The organism is Arsenophonus nasoniae (assembly GCF_004768525.1).
In the GTDB taxonomy this organism is placed as follows: Bacteria; Pseudomonadota; Gammaproteobacteria; order Enterobacterales; family Enterobacteriaceae; genus Arsenophonus; species Arsenophonus nasoniae.
On record NZ_CP038613.1, the window covers coordinates 474,419 to 487,459 of the forward strand.

At 39.0% G+C, this 13,041-nt stretch carries 22 protein-coding genes and 2 pseudogenes; 13 read left to right on the forward strand and 11 right to left on the reverse strand.

Features of this window, described 5'->3' with window-relative positions; translation table 11 throughout:
* Positions 1–62 precede the first annotated feature (62 nt).
* The 8 genes and pseudogenes from istA to ArsFIN_RS02210 form a co-directional block, all read right to left on the reverse strand.
* Positions 63–740: pseudogene (gene istA / locus ArsFIN_RS02180) on the reverse strand (IS21 family transposase); the annotation flags it as partial.
* Between the two features lie 57 nt (positions 741–797).
* Positions 798–950 carry a hypothetical protein gene (locus tag ArsFIN_RS26155; protein WP_167876648.1) on the reverse strand — a complete coding sequence of 51 codons (153 nt, stop codon included), beginning with the start codon at positions 948–950 and terminating at the stop codon, positions 798–800.
* Positions 951–969: 19 nt separating this feature from the next.
* Entirely contained in the window at positions 970–1,221 is a 252-nt protein-coding gene (locus ArsFIN_RS02185; protein ID WP_135677436.1) for a DUF1187 family protein, read from the reverse strand.
* Positions 1,222–1,260: 39 nt separating this feature from the next.
* Positions 1,261–3,150: a toprim domain-containing protein gene (locus ArsFIN_RS02190; RefSeq protein WP_407062009.1), complete on the reverse strand. Its 1,890-nt coding sequence runs from the start codon at positions 3,148–3,150 to the stop codon at positions 1,261–1,263.
* A gap of 114 nt (positions 3,151–3,264) precedes the next feature.
* Positions 3,265–3,960, reverse strand: a complete 696-nt coding sequence (locus tag ArsFIN_RS02195; protein WP_051297148.1) for a helix-turn-helix domain-containing protein — start codon at positions 3,958–3,960, stop codon at positions 3,265–3,267.
* Positions 3,953–4,219: a hypothetical protein gene (locus ArsFIN_RS02200; RefSeq protein ID WP_034250169.1), complete on the reverse strand. Its 267-nt coding sequence runs from the start codon at positions 4,217–4,219 to the stop codon at positions 3,953–3,955. Before ArsFIN_RS02200 ends, ArsFIN_RS02195 begins: the two co-directional genes overlap by 8 nt.
* The gene (locus ArsFIN_RS02205; protein WP_026823837.1) at positions 4,203–4,574 is read right to left on the reverse strand and encodes a hypothetical protein; all 372 of its coding nucleotides are present in this window, start codon (positions 4,572–4,574) and stop codon (positions 4,203–4,205) included. Before ArsFIN_RS02205 ends, ArsFIN_RS02200 begins: the two co-directional genes overlap by 17 nt.
* A gap of 180 nt (positions 4,575–4,754) precedes the next feature.
* Positions 4,755–4,967 carry a helix-turn-helix domain-containing protein gene (locus tag ArsFIN_RS02210; protein WP_026823838.1) on the reverse strand — a complete coding sequence of 71 codons (213 nt, stop codon included), beginning with the start codon at positions 4,965–4,967 and terminating at the stop codon, positions 4,755–4,757.
* A 98-nt stretch (positions 4,968–5,065) separates the two neighbouring features.
* Here ArsFIN_RS02210 and ArsFIN_RS02215 point away from each other — a divergent pair, with 98 nt between their 5' ends.
* Both ArsFIN_RS02215 and ArsFIN_RS02220 read left to right on the forward strand, forming a co-directional pair.
* A complete protein-coding gene (locus tag ArsFIN_RS02215; protein WP_051297149.1) occupies positions 5,066–5,461 on the forward strand; it encodes a helix-turn-helix domain-containing protein in 396 nt (131 codons plus the stop codon).
* A gap of 333 nt (positions 5,462–5,794) precedes the next feature.
* Positions 5,795–6,037 carry a hypothetical protein gene (locus ArsFIN_RS02220; RefSeq protein WP_026823839.1) on the forward strand — a complete coding sequence of 81 codons (243 nt, stop codon included), beginning with the start codon at positions 5,795–5,797 and terminating at the stop codon, positions 6,035–6,037.
* Positions 6,038–6,174: 137 nt separating this feature from the next.
* On the opposite strand, the gene ArsFIN_RS02225 is transcribed toward ArsFIN_RS02220, so the two are convergent.
* The gene (locus ArsFIN_RS02225; RefSeq protein ID WP_026823840.1) at positions 6,175–6,363 is read right to left on the reverse strand and encodes a Cro/CI family transcriptional regulator; all 189 of its coding nucleotides are present in this window, start codon (positions 6,361–6,363) and stop codon (positions 6,175–6,177) included.
* A 108-nt stretch (positions 6,364–6,471) separates the two neighbouring features.
* On the opposite strand from ArsFIN_RS02225, the gene ArsFIN_RS02230 reads away from it, so the two are divergent.
* The 3 genes from ArsFIN_RS02230 (at position 6,472) to ArsFIN_RS02240 (ending at position 8,516) form a co-directional block, all read left to right on the forward strand.
* Positions 6,472–7,164 (forward strand): XRE family transcriptional regulator, encoded by a 693-nt coding sequence (locus ArsFIN_RS02230; RefSeq protein ID WP_026823841.1) that lies wholly within the window; start codon positions 6,472–6,474, stop codon positions 7,162–7,164.
* A gap of 490 nt (positions 7,165–7,654) precedes the next feature.
* Positions 7,655–7,996, forward strand: a complete 342-nt coding sequence (locus ArsFIN_RS02235; protein ID WP_135677438.1) for a hypothetical protein — start codon at positions 7,655–7,657, stop codon at positions 7,994–7,996.
* Between the two features lie 262 nt (positions 7,997–8,258).
* On the forward strand, positions 8,259–8,516 hold the full coding sequence (locus ArsFIN_RS02240; protein ID WP_135677439.1) for a hypothetical protein: 258 nt from the start codon (positions 8,259–8,261) through the stop codon (positions 8,514–8,516).
* Between the two features lie 16 nt (positions 8,517–8,532).
* Here ArsFIN_RS02240 and ArsFIN_RS02245 read toward each other — a convergent pair whose 3' ends face one another.
* Positions 8,533–8,937: a hypothetical protein gene (locus tag ArsFIN_RS02245; RefSeq protein ID WP_135677440.1), complete on the reverse strand. Its 405-nt coding sequence runs from the start codon at positions 8,935–8,937 to the stop codon at positions 8,533–8,535.
* Positions 8,938–9,022: 85 nt separating this feature from the next.
* On the opposite strand from ArsFIN_RS02245, the gene ArsFIN_RS26925 reads away from it, so the two are divergent.
* The 8 genes from ArsFIN_RS26925 to ArsFIN_RS02280 all read left to right on the forward strand — a co-directional run bounded on the left by ArsFIN_RS26925 (position 9,023) and on the right by ArsFIN_RS02280 (position 12,461).
* Entirely contained in the window at positions 9,023–9,811 is a 789-nt protein-coding gene (locus ArsFIN_RS26925) for an antA/AntB antirepressor family protein (protein ID WP_210409095.1), read from the forward strand.
* A 1-nt stretch (position 9,812) separates the two neighbouring features.
* The gene (locus tag ArsFIN_RS02260) at positions 9,813–10,133 is read left to right on the forward strand and encodes a hypothetical protein (RefSeq protein WP_135677441.1); all 321 of its coding nucleotides are present in this window, start codon (positions 9,813–9,815) and stop codon (positions 10,131–10,133) included.
* A gap of 197 nt (positions 10,134–10,330) precedes the next feature.
* Positions 10,331–10,480: a hypothetical protein gene (locus ArsFIN_RS26160; RefSeq protein WP_167876649.1), complete on the forward strand. Its 150-nt coding sequence runs from the start codon at positions 10,331–10,333 to the stop codon at positions 10,478–10,480.
* Positions 10,477–10,776: a hypothetical protein gene (locus tag ArsFIN_RS02265; protein ID WP_135677442.1), complete on the forward strand. Its 300-nt coding sequence runs from the start codon at positions 10,477–10,479 to the stop codon at positions 10,774–10,776. Before ArsFIN_RS26160 ends, ArsFIN_RS02265 begins: the two co-directional genes overlap by 4 nt.
* A 1-nt stretch (position 10,777) precedes the next feature.
* Complete coding sequence (locus ArsFIN_RS02270; protein ID WP_135677443.1) at positions 10,778–11,443, forward strand: ATP-binding protein; 666 nt, start codon at positions 10,778–10,780, stop codon at positions 11,441–11,443.
* Positions 11,440–12,000 carry a DUF669 domain-containing protein gene (locus ArsFIN_RS02275; protein ID WP_135677444.1) on the forward strand — a complete coding sequence of 187 codons (561 nt, stop codon included), beginning with the start codon at positions 11,440–11,442 and terminating at the stop codon, positions 11,998–12,000. Before ArsFIN_RS02270 ends, ArsFIN_RS02275 begins: the two co-directional genes overlap by 4 nt.
* A gap of 16 nt (positions 12,001–12,016) precedes the next feature.
* Positions 12,017–12,193, forward strand: coding sequence for a hypothetical protein (locus tag ArsFIN_RS26165; protein WP_167876650.1), 177 nt, complete (start codon positions 12,017–12,019; stop codon positions 12,191–12,193).
* A gap of 22 nt (positions 12,194–12,215) precedes the next feature.
* Positions 12,216–12,461, forward strand: coding sequence for a hypothetical protein (locus ArsFIN_RS02280; protein ID WP_034250100.1), 246 nt, complete (start codon positions 12,216–12,218; stop codon positions 12,459–12,461).
* A gap of 187 nt (positions 12,462–12,648) precedes the next feature.
* Here the strand turns inward: ArsFIN_RS02280 and ArsFIN_RS02285 are convergent.
* A pseudogene (locus tag ArsFIN_RS02285) lies at positions 12,649–13,014 on the reverse strand (ATP-binding protein); the annotation flags it as partial.
* Positions 13,015–13,041: the final 27 nt, after the last annotated feature.

A 13,041-nucleotide genomic window follows, 5' to 3' on the forward strand; every position in this document is an offset into this window, starting at 1 on the left:
AATGGCACGATAAAGCTGTTTTTTAAATAGTGGTTAAAGCGCTCTACTTTCCCTTTCGTTTTTGCCCTGTAGGGCTTGCAAGCCTTCAATTTAAACCCGTAATCTTTCGACATTTGAAGCATTTCGACATGTAATTTATGATCACCTTCTGCATAAGCATCCCGTTCGATGATGAGGGATTTTGCGTTATCACACAATACTTCCTGTGGTACACCACCAAAGTAGTCGAAAGCTTCTCTTAAACCTTGCTGCCACGATTCTGCTCGTTCATTATCAAAGAACTTTACATAACTCGCACGCGAATAGCCTAGCGTTGCAACAAACGCTTTCAGCGATTTTTTACCTCGCCGGATGCTGGTGAAGTCGATTTGCATTTGTTGACCTGGCTGTGTTTCAAAACGGACGACTACTTCGGGAACAATGCTTGGTTTAAATTGACAAACAAATCGGCGTAATTGAGCAATACCACCTTGATAGCCGTTTTCAACTACCTCATCAAATAAGACTGTTGCAGGGATCCAATCAGGTTTAGCCAGTTCAATTCGCTGAAGCAAATAAGGTTTAAAGGGGGATAATTTAGTCGGTTGTTGACTTCTTTTAGCATAAGTTGGCATTGTCTGTTGTTGTAAATGATGTTTTACGGTGTTACGGGATATACCCAACTCACTGGCAATTTTTCGAAGGCTTTGTCCTTGTGCAAAGCGAACATGAATATCCACAAATATCTCCTTGGTTAACATAAATTATCCGTACAAAAATGTGCGAATAATACCAAGTGGATCAGTTTTAGATGATCGTTAGTGGATCAGTTTTGCATGATCGGTGACACCGTTGTTAATGGCTGACCAGTTACCTGAAACAACCGCTTTTCGGCGGTTAAATATATCGAAGTCCTCACTTTGGGCACAAAGAAGCACTTCACGGTTATTCACCATGTTTTGCATGTTCATATTTTTGCCTATTTGATTTTTATTTGGTGGGATTTAGCGGAGTACAGGTGAAATTTTCTATGACCACTTTTGGCAATTTGTCACATTTTCCAGCCTTGCCACTGCCAACAGTCCAGTAGTAATCCAGCTCTCTAAATTGCATTTTGAACATGGACGGCTGGGATAACATTTTCAGGCAATCTTTTTCTGATAGTGCTTTGTCGCTAAAGCGCTGCCAATGCACAGGTTCGCCGCCATCCTTAACAAGGGTTGCTTCGATTTGGTATTTCATTGGGGGTGTCCTGATTATTTGAAGATGTTAAATCTGAGTTTAATCTCTAGATACATTGTTGTTCATCCAAACCTGGTCATAGTCACTGTTTGGCATGTTGGCGATGTAATTATAAGGGCTTGTATTTTCTTCTGCTAAAAATTGATGCGCCTGTTTATCCAGATACAATGAGATTTTTCCTTCCCACCCCTCACCATTGCGCTGTTTTTCTAAACACAATATGGAAGCGGGCTCTTTTAGATATTCCTGCTCTTTTTCAGTTAATAGTTGACTGGCCTCTAGCTTCTGTAGCGCTCGCTCTCTGCGTTTATTTCGCCAAATAATGAAAAGGTTATCGGCAAGGTCGGTGATTGAACCTGAGCCTTTTACGTCCATTTTCCCTGTGGGTTTCTCCTCACTTTCCGATTTACGGCTGTGTGTCACTAAAATAACGTGGCATGAGGTTTTGTTTTTAAAATCACATAGTGCATCCATGAAGGCTTTTTGCCCGTTGTAATCATCATCGGCAAGCCCACACTTCATCAGGCTGTCAATGATAAACAGGTTGATACCATATCGGCGGTTAGCATATTTAAATATTTCGAGTAATCGTGATGATTTCGCTGTCCCTGTTAAGCCAAATAACCAGAGCCTATCATCATAAAACTTAAAAGCGGACTCAATTTCTAATTGTGAGGGTAATTTAGCACATGTCGCCTGACGGGTCAGACGCTTTAAAAACGTTGCGGGTTTTAACTCAAACGAAGCAACACAGGCTCTCATTCCCTGACGCATTGCTTCACACAGAACATGCCCTAAAATTTCACTCTTACCGTGCCCATTGACTCCATTAAGTAGCGTTAACTCAGATTCACGATAACTGAAATGCCGATTTAATGACTCCCAAGGTGTCTTGAACAAATATTCCTCTTTGCCGTAAAATGCATCAAGCGTGCTCTGATAGAAATCTCGCGCTGTACAGAGTTCTTCAGGGTCAAAATAAGCTGCTGTTTCAAGGTAGTGTACAATTTCCTGCTGCGTCATACCAGCCTGTAAACATTCGTTGATGTCCTTGTGGGGCAGTTTAACTAAACGACACCGATATTCTCCTAATCGACGGGCAATTTCCAGGGCTGCCTGTTGTCCCACTTCGTCATTGTCCATCGACAACCAGATTTCAGTAAAGCGGTCAAGGTTGTGAAATTCATATTCAATCCACTGTTGTTTGGCTCCGCCGCCACCACCAAAAGGAACCGACAATGCACTCAAGCCATACTGGTGATAACTCATGCAGTCAATTTCACCCTCGCACAATATGACTGCACGGGTTGCTTTGGGTAGCGCTTGCCAGCCGAACAAACACGGTTCACAATCCGCTTCAACTGAAATAACTTTCTTCCCATCAGGTCTTGCTGTGCTAATACGTTTAACCTGCATCAGCTCGCCATCTCGCTTGTAAGGGAACGCGATAGCGGGTAATTCCCTGTTATCTTCAGGTGACCAGACAATCCCATCACTGACCTGAAATTCTTTCGCCGTTTTGCGGTCTATGCCTCGTGATTGAAGATATTCGTAACAGTCTTGTGGTTCACGGACGGTTTTTTTCAGTGATGCGGGTTGTGGACGTTTAAACTGTTTTTTCCTTTTTGCTTCAAATGTACCCGATTCATCCGCTATCCCTAGAAACTGCTTTGCTTCGGCCATCGCCTGATGCAAACTACAGCCCCTGACCTGAACCCACAAATCGAGTAAATCACCCCCTGTCCCTTCAGCAAAATCTGACCAAACCTTTTTGCCAGAGAGATTAACCTTCAAACTTTTACCCTGCTCACCATGCACAGAGCCAGCCACCCACTCCTGACCCTCTTTTTTGCCTTCAGGTAAGAGATATTTAGCCACTCTGACAACATCAAGCCACAACCGCTCAGATAATTCCGTAATGCTAATCATGCTTCCCTCAGATTGAATTTGTCAAACCCGTATTGCACAATGCCCGCGCTCAGCCAGCCGTAGTTGTACCCACGGATGAGTATTGATTTGATGATTGATTTCATGATGATTTGGCTAGAAAAATACTAAGCCGTTTTTAGCAATGGTCATTGTTGATTGATTGGTTACAGGTTGTCTTTGTTGCTTCCGTTTGCGTGCCGTCTCGTTTTGATAATTCAGTTTTGCGCTCAGTGCTGAAAACCAGTTTTTAGGTTTTTCTTTGCTGAATTCAAAATCAAACCGTTTCAATTCCTGCAATAAATCAATATCTGAAAATATCGACGCCCATTGTTCAAAATCTTTTTGGTTGAGTCGAATCACTTCACCTTCAAACGCATAACGAGATATTTTTATCGTATTTTTTTCAATCGGGTTTTGGGTGTTAAGATCTTTAGATTCTATGTTAGGTTCTACTGATAGATTCTGAGTACCGTTTTTGGGATCCTTCAAAGTACCGTTTTTGGGATCGTTACCAATTTCGGTACTGTTCCGTTTTTGGGTATGTTCTAATTCTATATTTAATCGTAAAACTTTAACTTGTTTTGTTACTCCTTTTCGCTCTCCAGTATCGATTATTAACCCTTCAGCTATCATTTTGTTTATTTGTCGGCAAATAGTTTTTCTATCTAATCCAGTATCATTTGATAATCTTTGAATACTGGGATAGCAACAATGATGTTCATCAGCTCTGTCAGCAAGAGCAAGTAATAACAACTTCTGAGAAGCTTTCAAATTAATTTTCCATACCCAATTTGTTGCTATTCTACTCATACTGATTACCTCTAATGGATTTTTGACGATGTTTAAGCCTTAACTTTGCATCTTCTAATGCAGCTTTTAGCTTCTTGGCGGCTAACTCTGTGAAAGAGCGATTGACTCTCTCTCTAATAATGTTTTTATGGATATTTGACTGGTAAAATCGGCGATTTTTTGGCATAATGACCTCGCTGAAATTGAAAGAAAAAAGGGAAAACTGCCGTTTCCCTTCTCCTTGAAATACTAAACTTTCTTCATCAAACACAAAGCTCATTACAATTCTCAAAAGCTTCATTGTTTTTTAACTCTGAAGCTTCTTTTTTTGGCAATCTCAAATGCTCCAGCATGTCTATCAGCTTGCGTATTTCTTCACCTGAGATATTCGTAATAACAACCTCTTGAGACTGTGAACCAGAAACACTCACCACATGCCGAGGCAAGCCGTATTCTGAGACGACCTGACAGGCTAGTTTAAATATTCTGGTTTTATCCCGACTCGCTGTTGAGGGGTGGATCCCGAGTGATTTAGCAAACCCGTTATTCCCCCCTTCTGATGCCATCTTCTGGTAGAAGTAAGACTCTAAATGCTCAGGTTTGCAGGTGATTTTGATAGTATTTGAATATTCCATGGTTATAATCCTTAAGTAATAAAATTCCCTACCTCAATATTTCTATGAGGTTTGTGAAAAAATAATAGATAGAGTGAGATTGTGAGTGATTAAGTGGGTTTTGCCGCTTCAGCCATTTAGCAGAGTGCTATCCGGTCGCCCGATGGTATACCGCATCGTTCGGTGATTATGGTAATGAATTTAATTTTTTATAAATCTTTGTGGGTAAAGAATTTGTATTTCGCTAATTTTTCCTTTATAGAATCGCGCGAGTTTCTCAGCTAATTCTAAAGACGCAGATTGAGTACCTCTTTCTAATCGGCTCAAGTTTCCTGCATCACAGTTTATAGTGTTTGCAACTTGAACAATTGTTAATTCATTTTCAATTCTAATTTTTCGTAATGGTGTCTGCATAAAGATCTCCTTTAGATGCGTTATGCGCATAATAATTCAACTTTCAAATATGTGCAAAACGCTTTGTGTAAAACGCAAAAAGAATATTTAATTATAATATGAATGTAGGTACTAGAATTAGAGAACTTAGAAAAAAGAAAGGCATGACCATTCTTCAATTGGCTACAGCTATTAATAGCGATGTAGGCAATATTTCTCGTCTCGAAAGAAACAAGCAAGGATATAGCGAAAATACTCTTTTAAAAATTGCTTCAGCATTAGGGGTGCAAGTAGCTGATCTATTTCTAGATAGTAGTGAAACCAATAATGCTTCACGCAATAACAAACAAAAATATAGTAACCTCAAATCGGATCAAATAGAGTTACTTGAACTGTATGATAGCCTTCCTGAAGAAGAAGCTAAACGCTTTATCAAAGAAATGAGAGACAGAAAAACTCACTATGAACTCATTTTTAATGAAATGTTAAAAAAACGCGGTATCAGAGCTCCTTAGATTACTATCTCTTCCCTTAATAGCCTATTGTTATAGGCTTATTTATTCTTTTATCGCATCAACATCTCAATAAAAAACTTAAAAATCAATAAAATAAAAATTTATGGAATTAAAATTTTTGTCGAGATTAAAAATGCGCTTTACGCATTTGCTTTTTACGCAAATTATTCTCGTATCAAAGGCAAACAGCCAGAGATTGAAAAAAGTTAACGGCGCACTTTAACGCACGGGCGGACGGCGTATCTCTCTAGAGACAATGTACCGAAGTGGCAGAACCCATTTTCCATCACAAACAGGACTATTTATTCATCTAATTTGTTAAGGAAAAATATTATGAAGAAAACATCTGCTATATGCCCTGTATGTTCTAAACGTTTCAATCCGAATAAATCTTACGAACACATTAAGGAATTTCATCCTACAGCCAGTGACTATCAGTTAGCTATTATTCGTGATGCACGCCGTAAGTGTTATGGTCAGAGTAAACCAGTGAAGCATAAAAATGCTGCTTTACTTCCTCACACATCAATCTTTGCTGTATCACAAACAAGAGCCACAAAATTAAGAATTGCATAACGATTTGATAGTCTTTGCAGCAATCTTATCCTACACTTAATTCCATAAGTTTCAGATAATAGTTATCCCTCCCGATGGGCTGGGAATTTATAAATCTCCCAATTTCAGGGAGGCCAGGTTGTTAAAGAGCGTTTTTTTTATTCCTCTTTATTTTTCACTAAATCTTCAAGAGGAATGTCTAGCAATTTGTTTATTTGTGCGTACCTTGAAGGCGGTATGTATCCTTTATATGTCCATTGTCTAATGGCCTGATCGCTAATATTCAGCAATTTTGCCAATGCAGGAACTCCACCTGCTTTCTCAATGGTCGCTTTCAATGCTTCCATATTTATACCCTTGTACTTACGTAACAACAAGTAAAATACAAGATTTACTTTTTAAAAGCAAGTTTTACTTGCTGGAAATAATAAAAGTAACGCTTGTATAATTAGACTATGAAAACTATGCATGAAAGAATAAAGCAAGCAAGACTTGCAAAAAAAATGACTCAAGCTGAACTGGCTGAAAAGCTCAGTGTTACCCCTCAATCCGTTCAACAGTGGGAAACGAGCACAGAACCTAAAAAAAATAGATTAATGAAAATAGCTGATGTACTTGATATTAATGTAAATTGGCTTTTGTTTGGAGAGAAAAAAAACAAAGATGGCCGTTTAAAAAATAAAATGAATTTTCGGGAAATATCAGAATGGGACGAATCAACGCCTTTAGAAGATGATGAAGTCGAAATCCCTTTTTATAAAAGTATTGAGTTAGCCGCAGGTAGCGGATGTAACGAAAATAAGGATTACAATGGTTTTAAACTCCGTTATTCTCGATCAACATTGCGCAGATATGGAATACCTTCCAAAAGTGTTTACGCATTTACTGTTCACGGCAATAGCATGGAGCCAGTAATACCTAATGGAGCAACAGTATTTGTTAATTGCTGCGATAATTCAATAGTAGATGGTGGTATTTATTTTATTGAGCAAGACGACTTATTTAGAATAAAAATTTTATTAAGGCAACCAGGAAAAAAAGTAATTATACGAAGTTTTAACTCCATTGAATACCCAGATGAGATCGCTGACCTAGATACAGTTAAGGTTATAGGCAGAGTTTTTAATGCATCTATAATGTTTATGTAAAAGTAGCTCAATCACTTTCCACATCACATAGCCTTCACATTGAAGGCACATTTAATATTTCTTTTCATATAAAATTCCATTTTAAAACAGTTAATTAAACTCAAAAATCAACCTTAAACTTGCCTTTAAACAAGACTTACTTGCTTTAATAAAGAAACACTTGTATTATTACCCCATCAACTCACTGCAACAGGCAGACGACAGACAATACCACGAGTTATCTGAAACTTTGCCAGACGTTGCTAAGTAGCCAGCCTGAGGCGTATGAACATGAAGGCAAGTGACGACAGTTAAGCAGTACCGCTCTTTAACACTCTTTCGCTGAAAAAGCGTAACCACAAAACACCCAAACAGTCGGTTTTGGGGTGTGTGAAATAACCAAAATACAGTCATTAAGTTAAAACCAACACCAGGGTACTACCAATATGACTGTAAATATAATCCGGATACCTCCGGCACACACCACCAAAACCCATTGTCAGGAGGTAATATGTGTAACTTTCATGGTTATGATAATGCTCGCCGTCGGAGACAGGAGCGGAGAAGAGCTAAACAAGCAGCCTATCTCTATAACAAAGCACTTAATATGGCATTGAAAGCAGCCTTAAATCCAAGCAAACCCTCTCAGCAACAAACACCAACAAACACTAAACGCCCTGTCCTTTCACTAAAAAGAAAAGTGATTAATCGTGTAGAAAAAGCAATATCAATTCGTCCTACTAAAGTTTATGACGCATTTAATAACTGCTGTTTGCCTATAGCAGCTTTGTATACTTCCAGACGGTTTAATAATAAACCTAAATCACATTTTGGAGTTACCGCTAATGCTTGAGAATAAGTACGAACTTAAATTAATGGAACTAAACTACAATGGAGAAAAAATCTTTTTTCCCATTCAGGCAATTAATCAATTTCAGGATGTGTGAATGCGGCTCTGCGCTCGTGGGACAGTCAACACACTATAAATTATCTATTTATATAGCTAAATATAGTTTGATTGCGTTAACCCGTCCGTTATGACTGTAATCGGACACCAAGAGGCACTTGGGCACACGTCCTAACTTTTCAGCAAATGTTAACAAGGAGTATACATAATGAGACTGGACAATCCACGCATTGTAACAGCAAAACATCCCAATATGGGTAATCTGGTTGGCGTAACTAATGGCAGTCGTGATTTGAGCGATTCAATATACTTAAGCAGTATTGATATTCGTGATGATGATGACAGAGAAGTACGCACTTTTAAGACAATCATACAGTGCTTAACAAATGAAAATGATCGTCTTAAGAAAGAGAATCACAGACTGATGAAGATATACCGTGAAATTGGCGGGCTGTGCAGGATTTGAACCTGCAACTGAAGAATTAGAAGAATTTGAGTATTGCCGTTGCAGCACTAATAGTCACAACGATTACACCACCAAGTTTTAAAAGTAGTCCAGTAGCAATAGTTTCAACATCTTTACGAATCAACGCTATTTGACCATCAGTTTTCTCGAAACGCAAATTCATCTCAGCCGATAAGTCTTTACGAACATCAGCAATCTCAGCAGATAAGTCTTTACGAACATCAGCAATTTGAGCTTCGGTTTTTTCAAAGCGAGCAACCATATCTTTACGTACGTCTTCTAAATCGCGTTTAGTCGCTACATCAGCAACCTCATGCGATCTACGTACAACAAGTGAAATAGCCTTAGCTTGCTGACTAGTAAGTCCAGCCGTTTGAAGCTCTTCCGATGCTTGTAGTGTATCAAATGCAACCTGACCCATAGGAAATCCTCCTTTTTGGTAAGTATAACGGGTTTAGGGGTCAATCTGCAAAATCTTTCATCAATTAACTTTGAGGAATATCCTTATGTCAATTTTAATCAACATCGAAACAAAAAACATCAATGACGCATTAATCCAAACGGTTAATGCCCGTGATTTACATGCGTTTTTGGAAAGTAAGCAAGACTTTTCCACATGGATAAAAAAGCGAATTTCAGATTATGGATTTGTTGAAAATAAAGACTTTATTCGCTTCCACAAAAAAATGGAAGCCAACAACGCTACTATAATCGACTACTACATTTCCCTCGATATGGCGAAAGAGTTATCAATGGTTGAGCGCAACGAAAAAGGCAAACAGGCCAGACAGTATTTTATTGAATGTGAGAGACAGGCAAAAACGGCTACACATGTTATTCCACAAACGCTTCCTGATGCACTACGGCTTGCTGCTGAAATGGCAGAGAAAGTTCAACATTTGTCATTAGTTAACAAAGAGCAAAAAACAGAAATTGATTGCTTAAAAAATCTATTCCAGGTTGGGATGACACCCGTTCAGTTTTGCAAGCAGCTTAATGGCGTAAACATTAACCAGGTTAATTTATTTCTCGAATCGCGTCATTTTCTCTACGATGCAGAAAAGGATATCAGCAAGGCTCATGTCTGGCGTGTGCATTCCTATGCGAGAGACACGTATCTAACCGAATCCCCCTTCATCATGACAAACGATTACGGGCAACGTCAGTGTTACAAAATCGTTCTGCTAAAAAAGGGGGCTACATGGCTATATAACCAATACTTTAAAGGTAAGCTACCGATGAAGAAAGACTGGAATGGTGAATTCACCCACGACAAATATAGTCAGGTGGCCTAAGATGACGATGAATCAGGACGTTATTATTGCTCGTATCATTGCGGCATCCAAAGATATTTTTGCTTGCGAAAAAGCCATCGTGACGCTGAAAGATATTTATCATTCTGCCATACGCCAATATTTACTCAAAAATGGTGACCCTAGAGCGCATTGTGGTTCACTTAGCCCAGAAAAACCAGAATACGAAGGCGTCATCGAGCATACAAAGCCCCACTATAGGGCGTTAATGAAGAAAAAGCGTGAACTCTATAACGCACATCGTCGACACCGCAGAGCAACACAGGCACTACTTAAATATCAATCAAAGAAATCGGACGAATAAAGCCCGTATTCTACAAATTAATCACATCTGAATATCAATTAAGAGCCAAAAACATGAACCAGCTTAAGCAGCAGGAGCTTCGCTACGTCTTAAATAGTGACAGCTTCGCCAGAAAAGACACCATAAAAATTATCCCCACCGTGCTAATCATCGCGTTGGCAAGCCTCGTTTTACTGTTAGCAAGATAGGAATAACTCATGACTTTATTTGAATTAACTCAGTTGCTCAAGGTGCAAAGAAAAAGCAATGAGCTTAAGGAGCATAACAAATATGAACATCAACGTGAAGTACTTGGACACCTAAACGTCCCTGTTAGCTGGCAGGATTTTCGAGGAGATTTTACATGAAAATGCCGAGGCTAACGGATAAAAGGAGATGCCTATCAAAAGAAGACGCGATTGCCTATGCAATACAACAGATGGACGCAATCAGGCAAGGAAAAGAACCTTTATCGCCATCGATGAAAGAAAAACGTCAAGCAATGGAAATGTACGATAAAGAAGCAAAAGCGCTAGAAAAATTAATAAGTCAGTTATCGATAAATACTCACCAAACGATAGATACTAAAAATAAAGAATACAATCCTTTTATTGGTCAGGAACTAAGAGATGGACCATTAGGCGGAAAAATAAGGGGTGATTAAAATGGGAACAGCAACTTTAATCCTAGGTGAATCAGGAACAGGTAAAAGCACTAGTTTAAGAAATCTTGATGCAAGTAAAACGTTAATCGTTCAATGCATAAATAAACGCCTGCCATTTCCCACAAAACAATGGAAATTAAGAAATAGCGACAATCCTGATGGCAATATATATCGCACTGACCAAACCGATAATATCGTAGCCGTTCTTAAAAAAGCTCCACATGAAATTATTGTTATTGATGACTATCAGGCTGTGATGGTTAATGAACTCATGGCTAAATGTAATGAACGAGGATACGACAAATTCACTTCTATTGGTAAGAATGCCTGGGATGTGTTTAGAGCTGCTGGTGAGGGTTCTGAGCATCGGCGGGTTTACATCCTGTCTCACACTCAAACCGATGACTTCGGCAGCGTTCGGATGAAAACGGTCGGTAAATTAGTTGATTCAACGCTTGTACCCGAAGGATATTTTACTATCGTTTTACGAACACATGTATCAAACGGCTCTTACTCTTTTTCAACTCAATCAAATGGCAGTGATTGCTGCAAAAGCCCTATGGGAATGTTTGATTCTCAACTCATTGAAAATGACTTAAATAAAATAGATAAAGTCATCTGCAACTATTATGGCATTACATCACAACAAGAGGAAAATAAAGTATGAATCACAACATTATTTTTACTTATACAGAAGAATCTGCCCTTGCTGCTTATCAAGGGGGGTTCATTAATGAATCAGGCGCGTATGTGATCACAATTGCAGAGGCAAAATTAAGCAAAAGTGATAAAGGCGCTGAGTTTATTGAATTCTCTGGTGAATCGGAGGATGGCAGAAAAGTTAACTATCTAAGTATTTGTTGTAAGAAAAATGACGGCACGGTAAACCCTTTCGGTCAAAATATGGTCAATGCCATGATGGGATGTATTGGAATTCAGCGAGTAACCTCGGTTGTCCACAACAATAACCTGGTTGCGCCAGAATTCCATGGCAAAAAAGTAGGACTTGTTTTGCAAAAAGTTCTAAGAACGAAGAAAAATGGCGATGAAAGTTACAGCTTTGATATCCGTATGCCATTTGTAGCAAACACTGGACAAACGCTTTTAGAAAAAGTTGAAAACAAACCCGCTCAAGCAGTTAAAAACCTGTTGCGTACTCTAAAAGATAGAGACGAGCGTAGACCAACCCATACGCCAGTAAATAATGAGTTTAATCCTTTTTAGACAAGGAGTTCCTACCATGTGGATTTTAATCTTGGCCATGTACGCCAGCCCTTACGCATCAAGTAACTTTGCAAGTGTTCATACTCAGGAATTTGACACTGAGAACATGTGTCAATTTGCCGCTAAACAGTTTGAGCGTGAGTTTGAAACGTTCAAGGATATCAACGCCAAAGCGATTTGCGTTAAGAAATAAGCCAATTTTAAAAGGTTCAACCATGAAACTTAACATCATCAAACTATTAATCACGACATTATTGTTTATCAGCGCCGCCTTTGCTTTCGAACTGATAGTTGGTCACATTGCGCACGCCGATACCGTCATTGACCCACAAATCAGGTTTAAACGTGGCGAATTAGGCAATATTCAATTAGGCGGACAAGAGCTACTGGTTATTGGCATCATGCTAGTGCCAGCTCTTATGGTTTATTTGGGGGTATTCCTCGACACATTGAAGAAATAGTTACAGAACAAGAAGTCCATTACCCACCCTAATCTATTCCACTTAATTAATACCCATTCATCAATTTTAATATTGAAGGATAACTATATGCGAAATTTAACAAATGAACATTACCCTATTGTCAACGATCACCGAAAACTGATCCACTTTTTATCTAAATCCGATCAATCAAAATTGATCCACTGTTTTACTCAGTTATTGCTCCTGAGCGCCGCTTATCTTTCAATCGGTAGCTTTCACCGCTTAATTGCAGTACATGCGAATGATGAAGTAAACGATCAAGCATAGCGGCAGTTAATGTTGCGTCATCAGCAAAAGCACTTGGCCATTGCCCAAATGATAGGTTACTCGTCAATATGACACTGCCATGCTCATAACGCTTGGCAATCACATTGAAAAACAGGTTTGCTTCTTCTCGCCCAAACGGCAGGTATCCAATCTCATCGATAATCAACAACTTCGGGGCCATCACCGAACGTGATAGATATTGTTTGAGCTTATTTTGTCGTTTGGCAGTTGAGAGTTGCAACATCAGTTCAGCTGCCGTGGTAAAGTGTAATGGTCAACAAATTCTGTAGAA

Bases quoted from the DNA above. Each gene is read 5' to 3' on its own strand.
- ArsFIN_RS02205 (WP_026823837.1), bottom strand. From the start codon at position 4,574: ATGGAATATTCAAATACTATCAAAATCACCTGCAAACCTGAGCATTTA.
- ArsFIN_RS02270 (WP_135677443.1), top strand. From the start codon at position 10,778: ATGGGAACAGCAACTTTAATCCTAGGTGAATCAGGAACAGGTAAAAGC.
- ArsFIN_RS26160 (WP_167876649.1), top strand. From the start codon at position 10,331: ATGACTTTATTTGAATTAACTCAGTTGCTCAAGGTGCAAAGAAAAAGC.
- ArsFIN_RS02260 (WP_135677441.1), top strand. From the start codon at position 9,813: ATGACGATGAATCAGGACGTTATTATTGCTCGTATCATTGCGGCATCC.
- ArsFIN_RS02215 (WP_051297149.1), top strand. From the start codon at position 5,066: ATGAATGTAGGTACTAGAATTAGAGAACTTAGAAAAAAGAAAGGCATG.
- ArsFIN_RS02245 (WP_135677440.1), bottom strand. From the start codon at position 8,937: ATGGGTCAGGTTGCATTTGATACACTACAAGCATCGGAAGAGCTTCAA.
- ArsFIN_RS02225 (WP_026823840.1), bottom strand. From the start codon at position 6,363: ATGGAAGCATTGAAAGCGACCATTGAGAAAGCAGGTGGAGTTCCTGCA.
- ArsFIN_RS02280 (WP_034250100.1), top strand. From the start codon at position 12,216: ATGAAACTTAACATCATCAAACTATTAATCACGACATTATTGTTTATC.
- ArsFIN_RS02265 (WP_135677442.1), top strand. From the start codon at position 10,477: ATGAAAATGCCGAGGCTAACGGATAAAAGGAGATGCCTATCAAAAGAA.
- ArsFIN_RS02210 (WP_026823838.1), bottom strand. From the start codon at position 4,967: ATGCAGACACCATTACGAAAAATTAGAATTGAAAATGAATTAACAATT.
- ArsFIN_RS26155 (WP_167876648.1), bottom strand. From the start codon at position 950: ATGAACATGCAAAACATGGTGAATAACCGTGAAGTGCTTCTTTGTGCC.
- ArsFIN_RS02200 (WP_034250169.1), bottom strand. From the start codon at position 4,219: ATGAGCTTTGTGTTTGATGAAGAAAGTTTAGTATTTCAAGGAGAAGGG.
- ArsFIN_RS02240 (WP_135677439.1), top strand. From the start codon at position 8,259: ATGAGACTGGACAATCCACGCATTGTAACAGCAAAACATCCCAATATG.
- ArsFIN_RS26925 (WP_210409095.1), top strand. From the start codon at position 9,023: ATGTCAATTTTAATCAACATCGAAACAAAAAACATCAATGACGCATTA.
- ArsFIN_RS02190 (WP_407062009.1), bottom strand. From the start codon at position 3,150: ATGATTAGCATTACGGAATTATCTGAGCGGTTGTGGCTTGATGTTGTC.
- ArsFIN_RS02230 (WP_026823841.1), top strand. From the start codon at position 6,472: ATGAAAACTATGCATGAAAGAATAAAGCAAGCAAGACTTGCAAAAAAA.
- ArsFIN_RS02185 (WP_135677436.1), bottom strand. From the start codon at position 1,221: ATGAAATACCAAATCGAAGCAACCCTTGTTAAGGATGGCGGCGAACCT.
- ArsFIN_RS02220 (WP_026823839.1), top strand. From the start codon at position 5,795: ATGAAGAAAACATCTGCTATATGCCCTGTATGTTCTAAACGTTTCAAT.
- ArsFIN_RS26165 (WP_167876650.1), top strand. From the start codon at position 12,017: ATGTGGATTTTAATCTTGGCCATGTACGCCAGCCCTTACGCATCAAGT.
- ArsFIN_RS02195 (WP_051297148.1), bottom strand. From the start codon at position 3,960: ATGAGTAGAATAGCAACAAATTGGGTATGGAAAATTAATTTGAAAGCT.
- ArsFIN_RS02275 (WP_135677444.1), top strand. From the start codon at position 11,440: ATGAATCACAACATTATTTTTACTTATACAGAAGAATCTGCCCTTGCT.
- ArsFIN_RS02235 (WP_135677438.1), top strand. From the start codon at position 7,655: ATGTGTAACTTTCATGGTTATGATAATGCTCGCCGTCGGAGACAGGAG.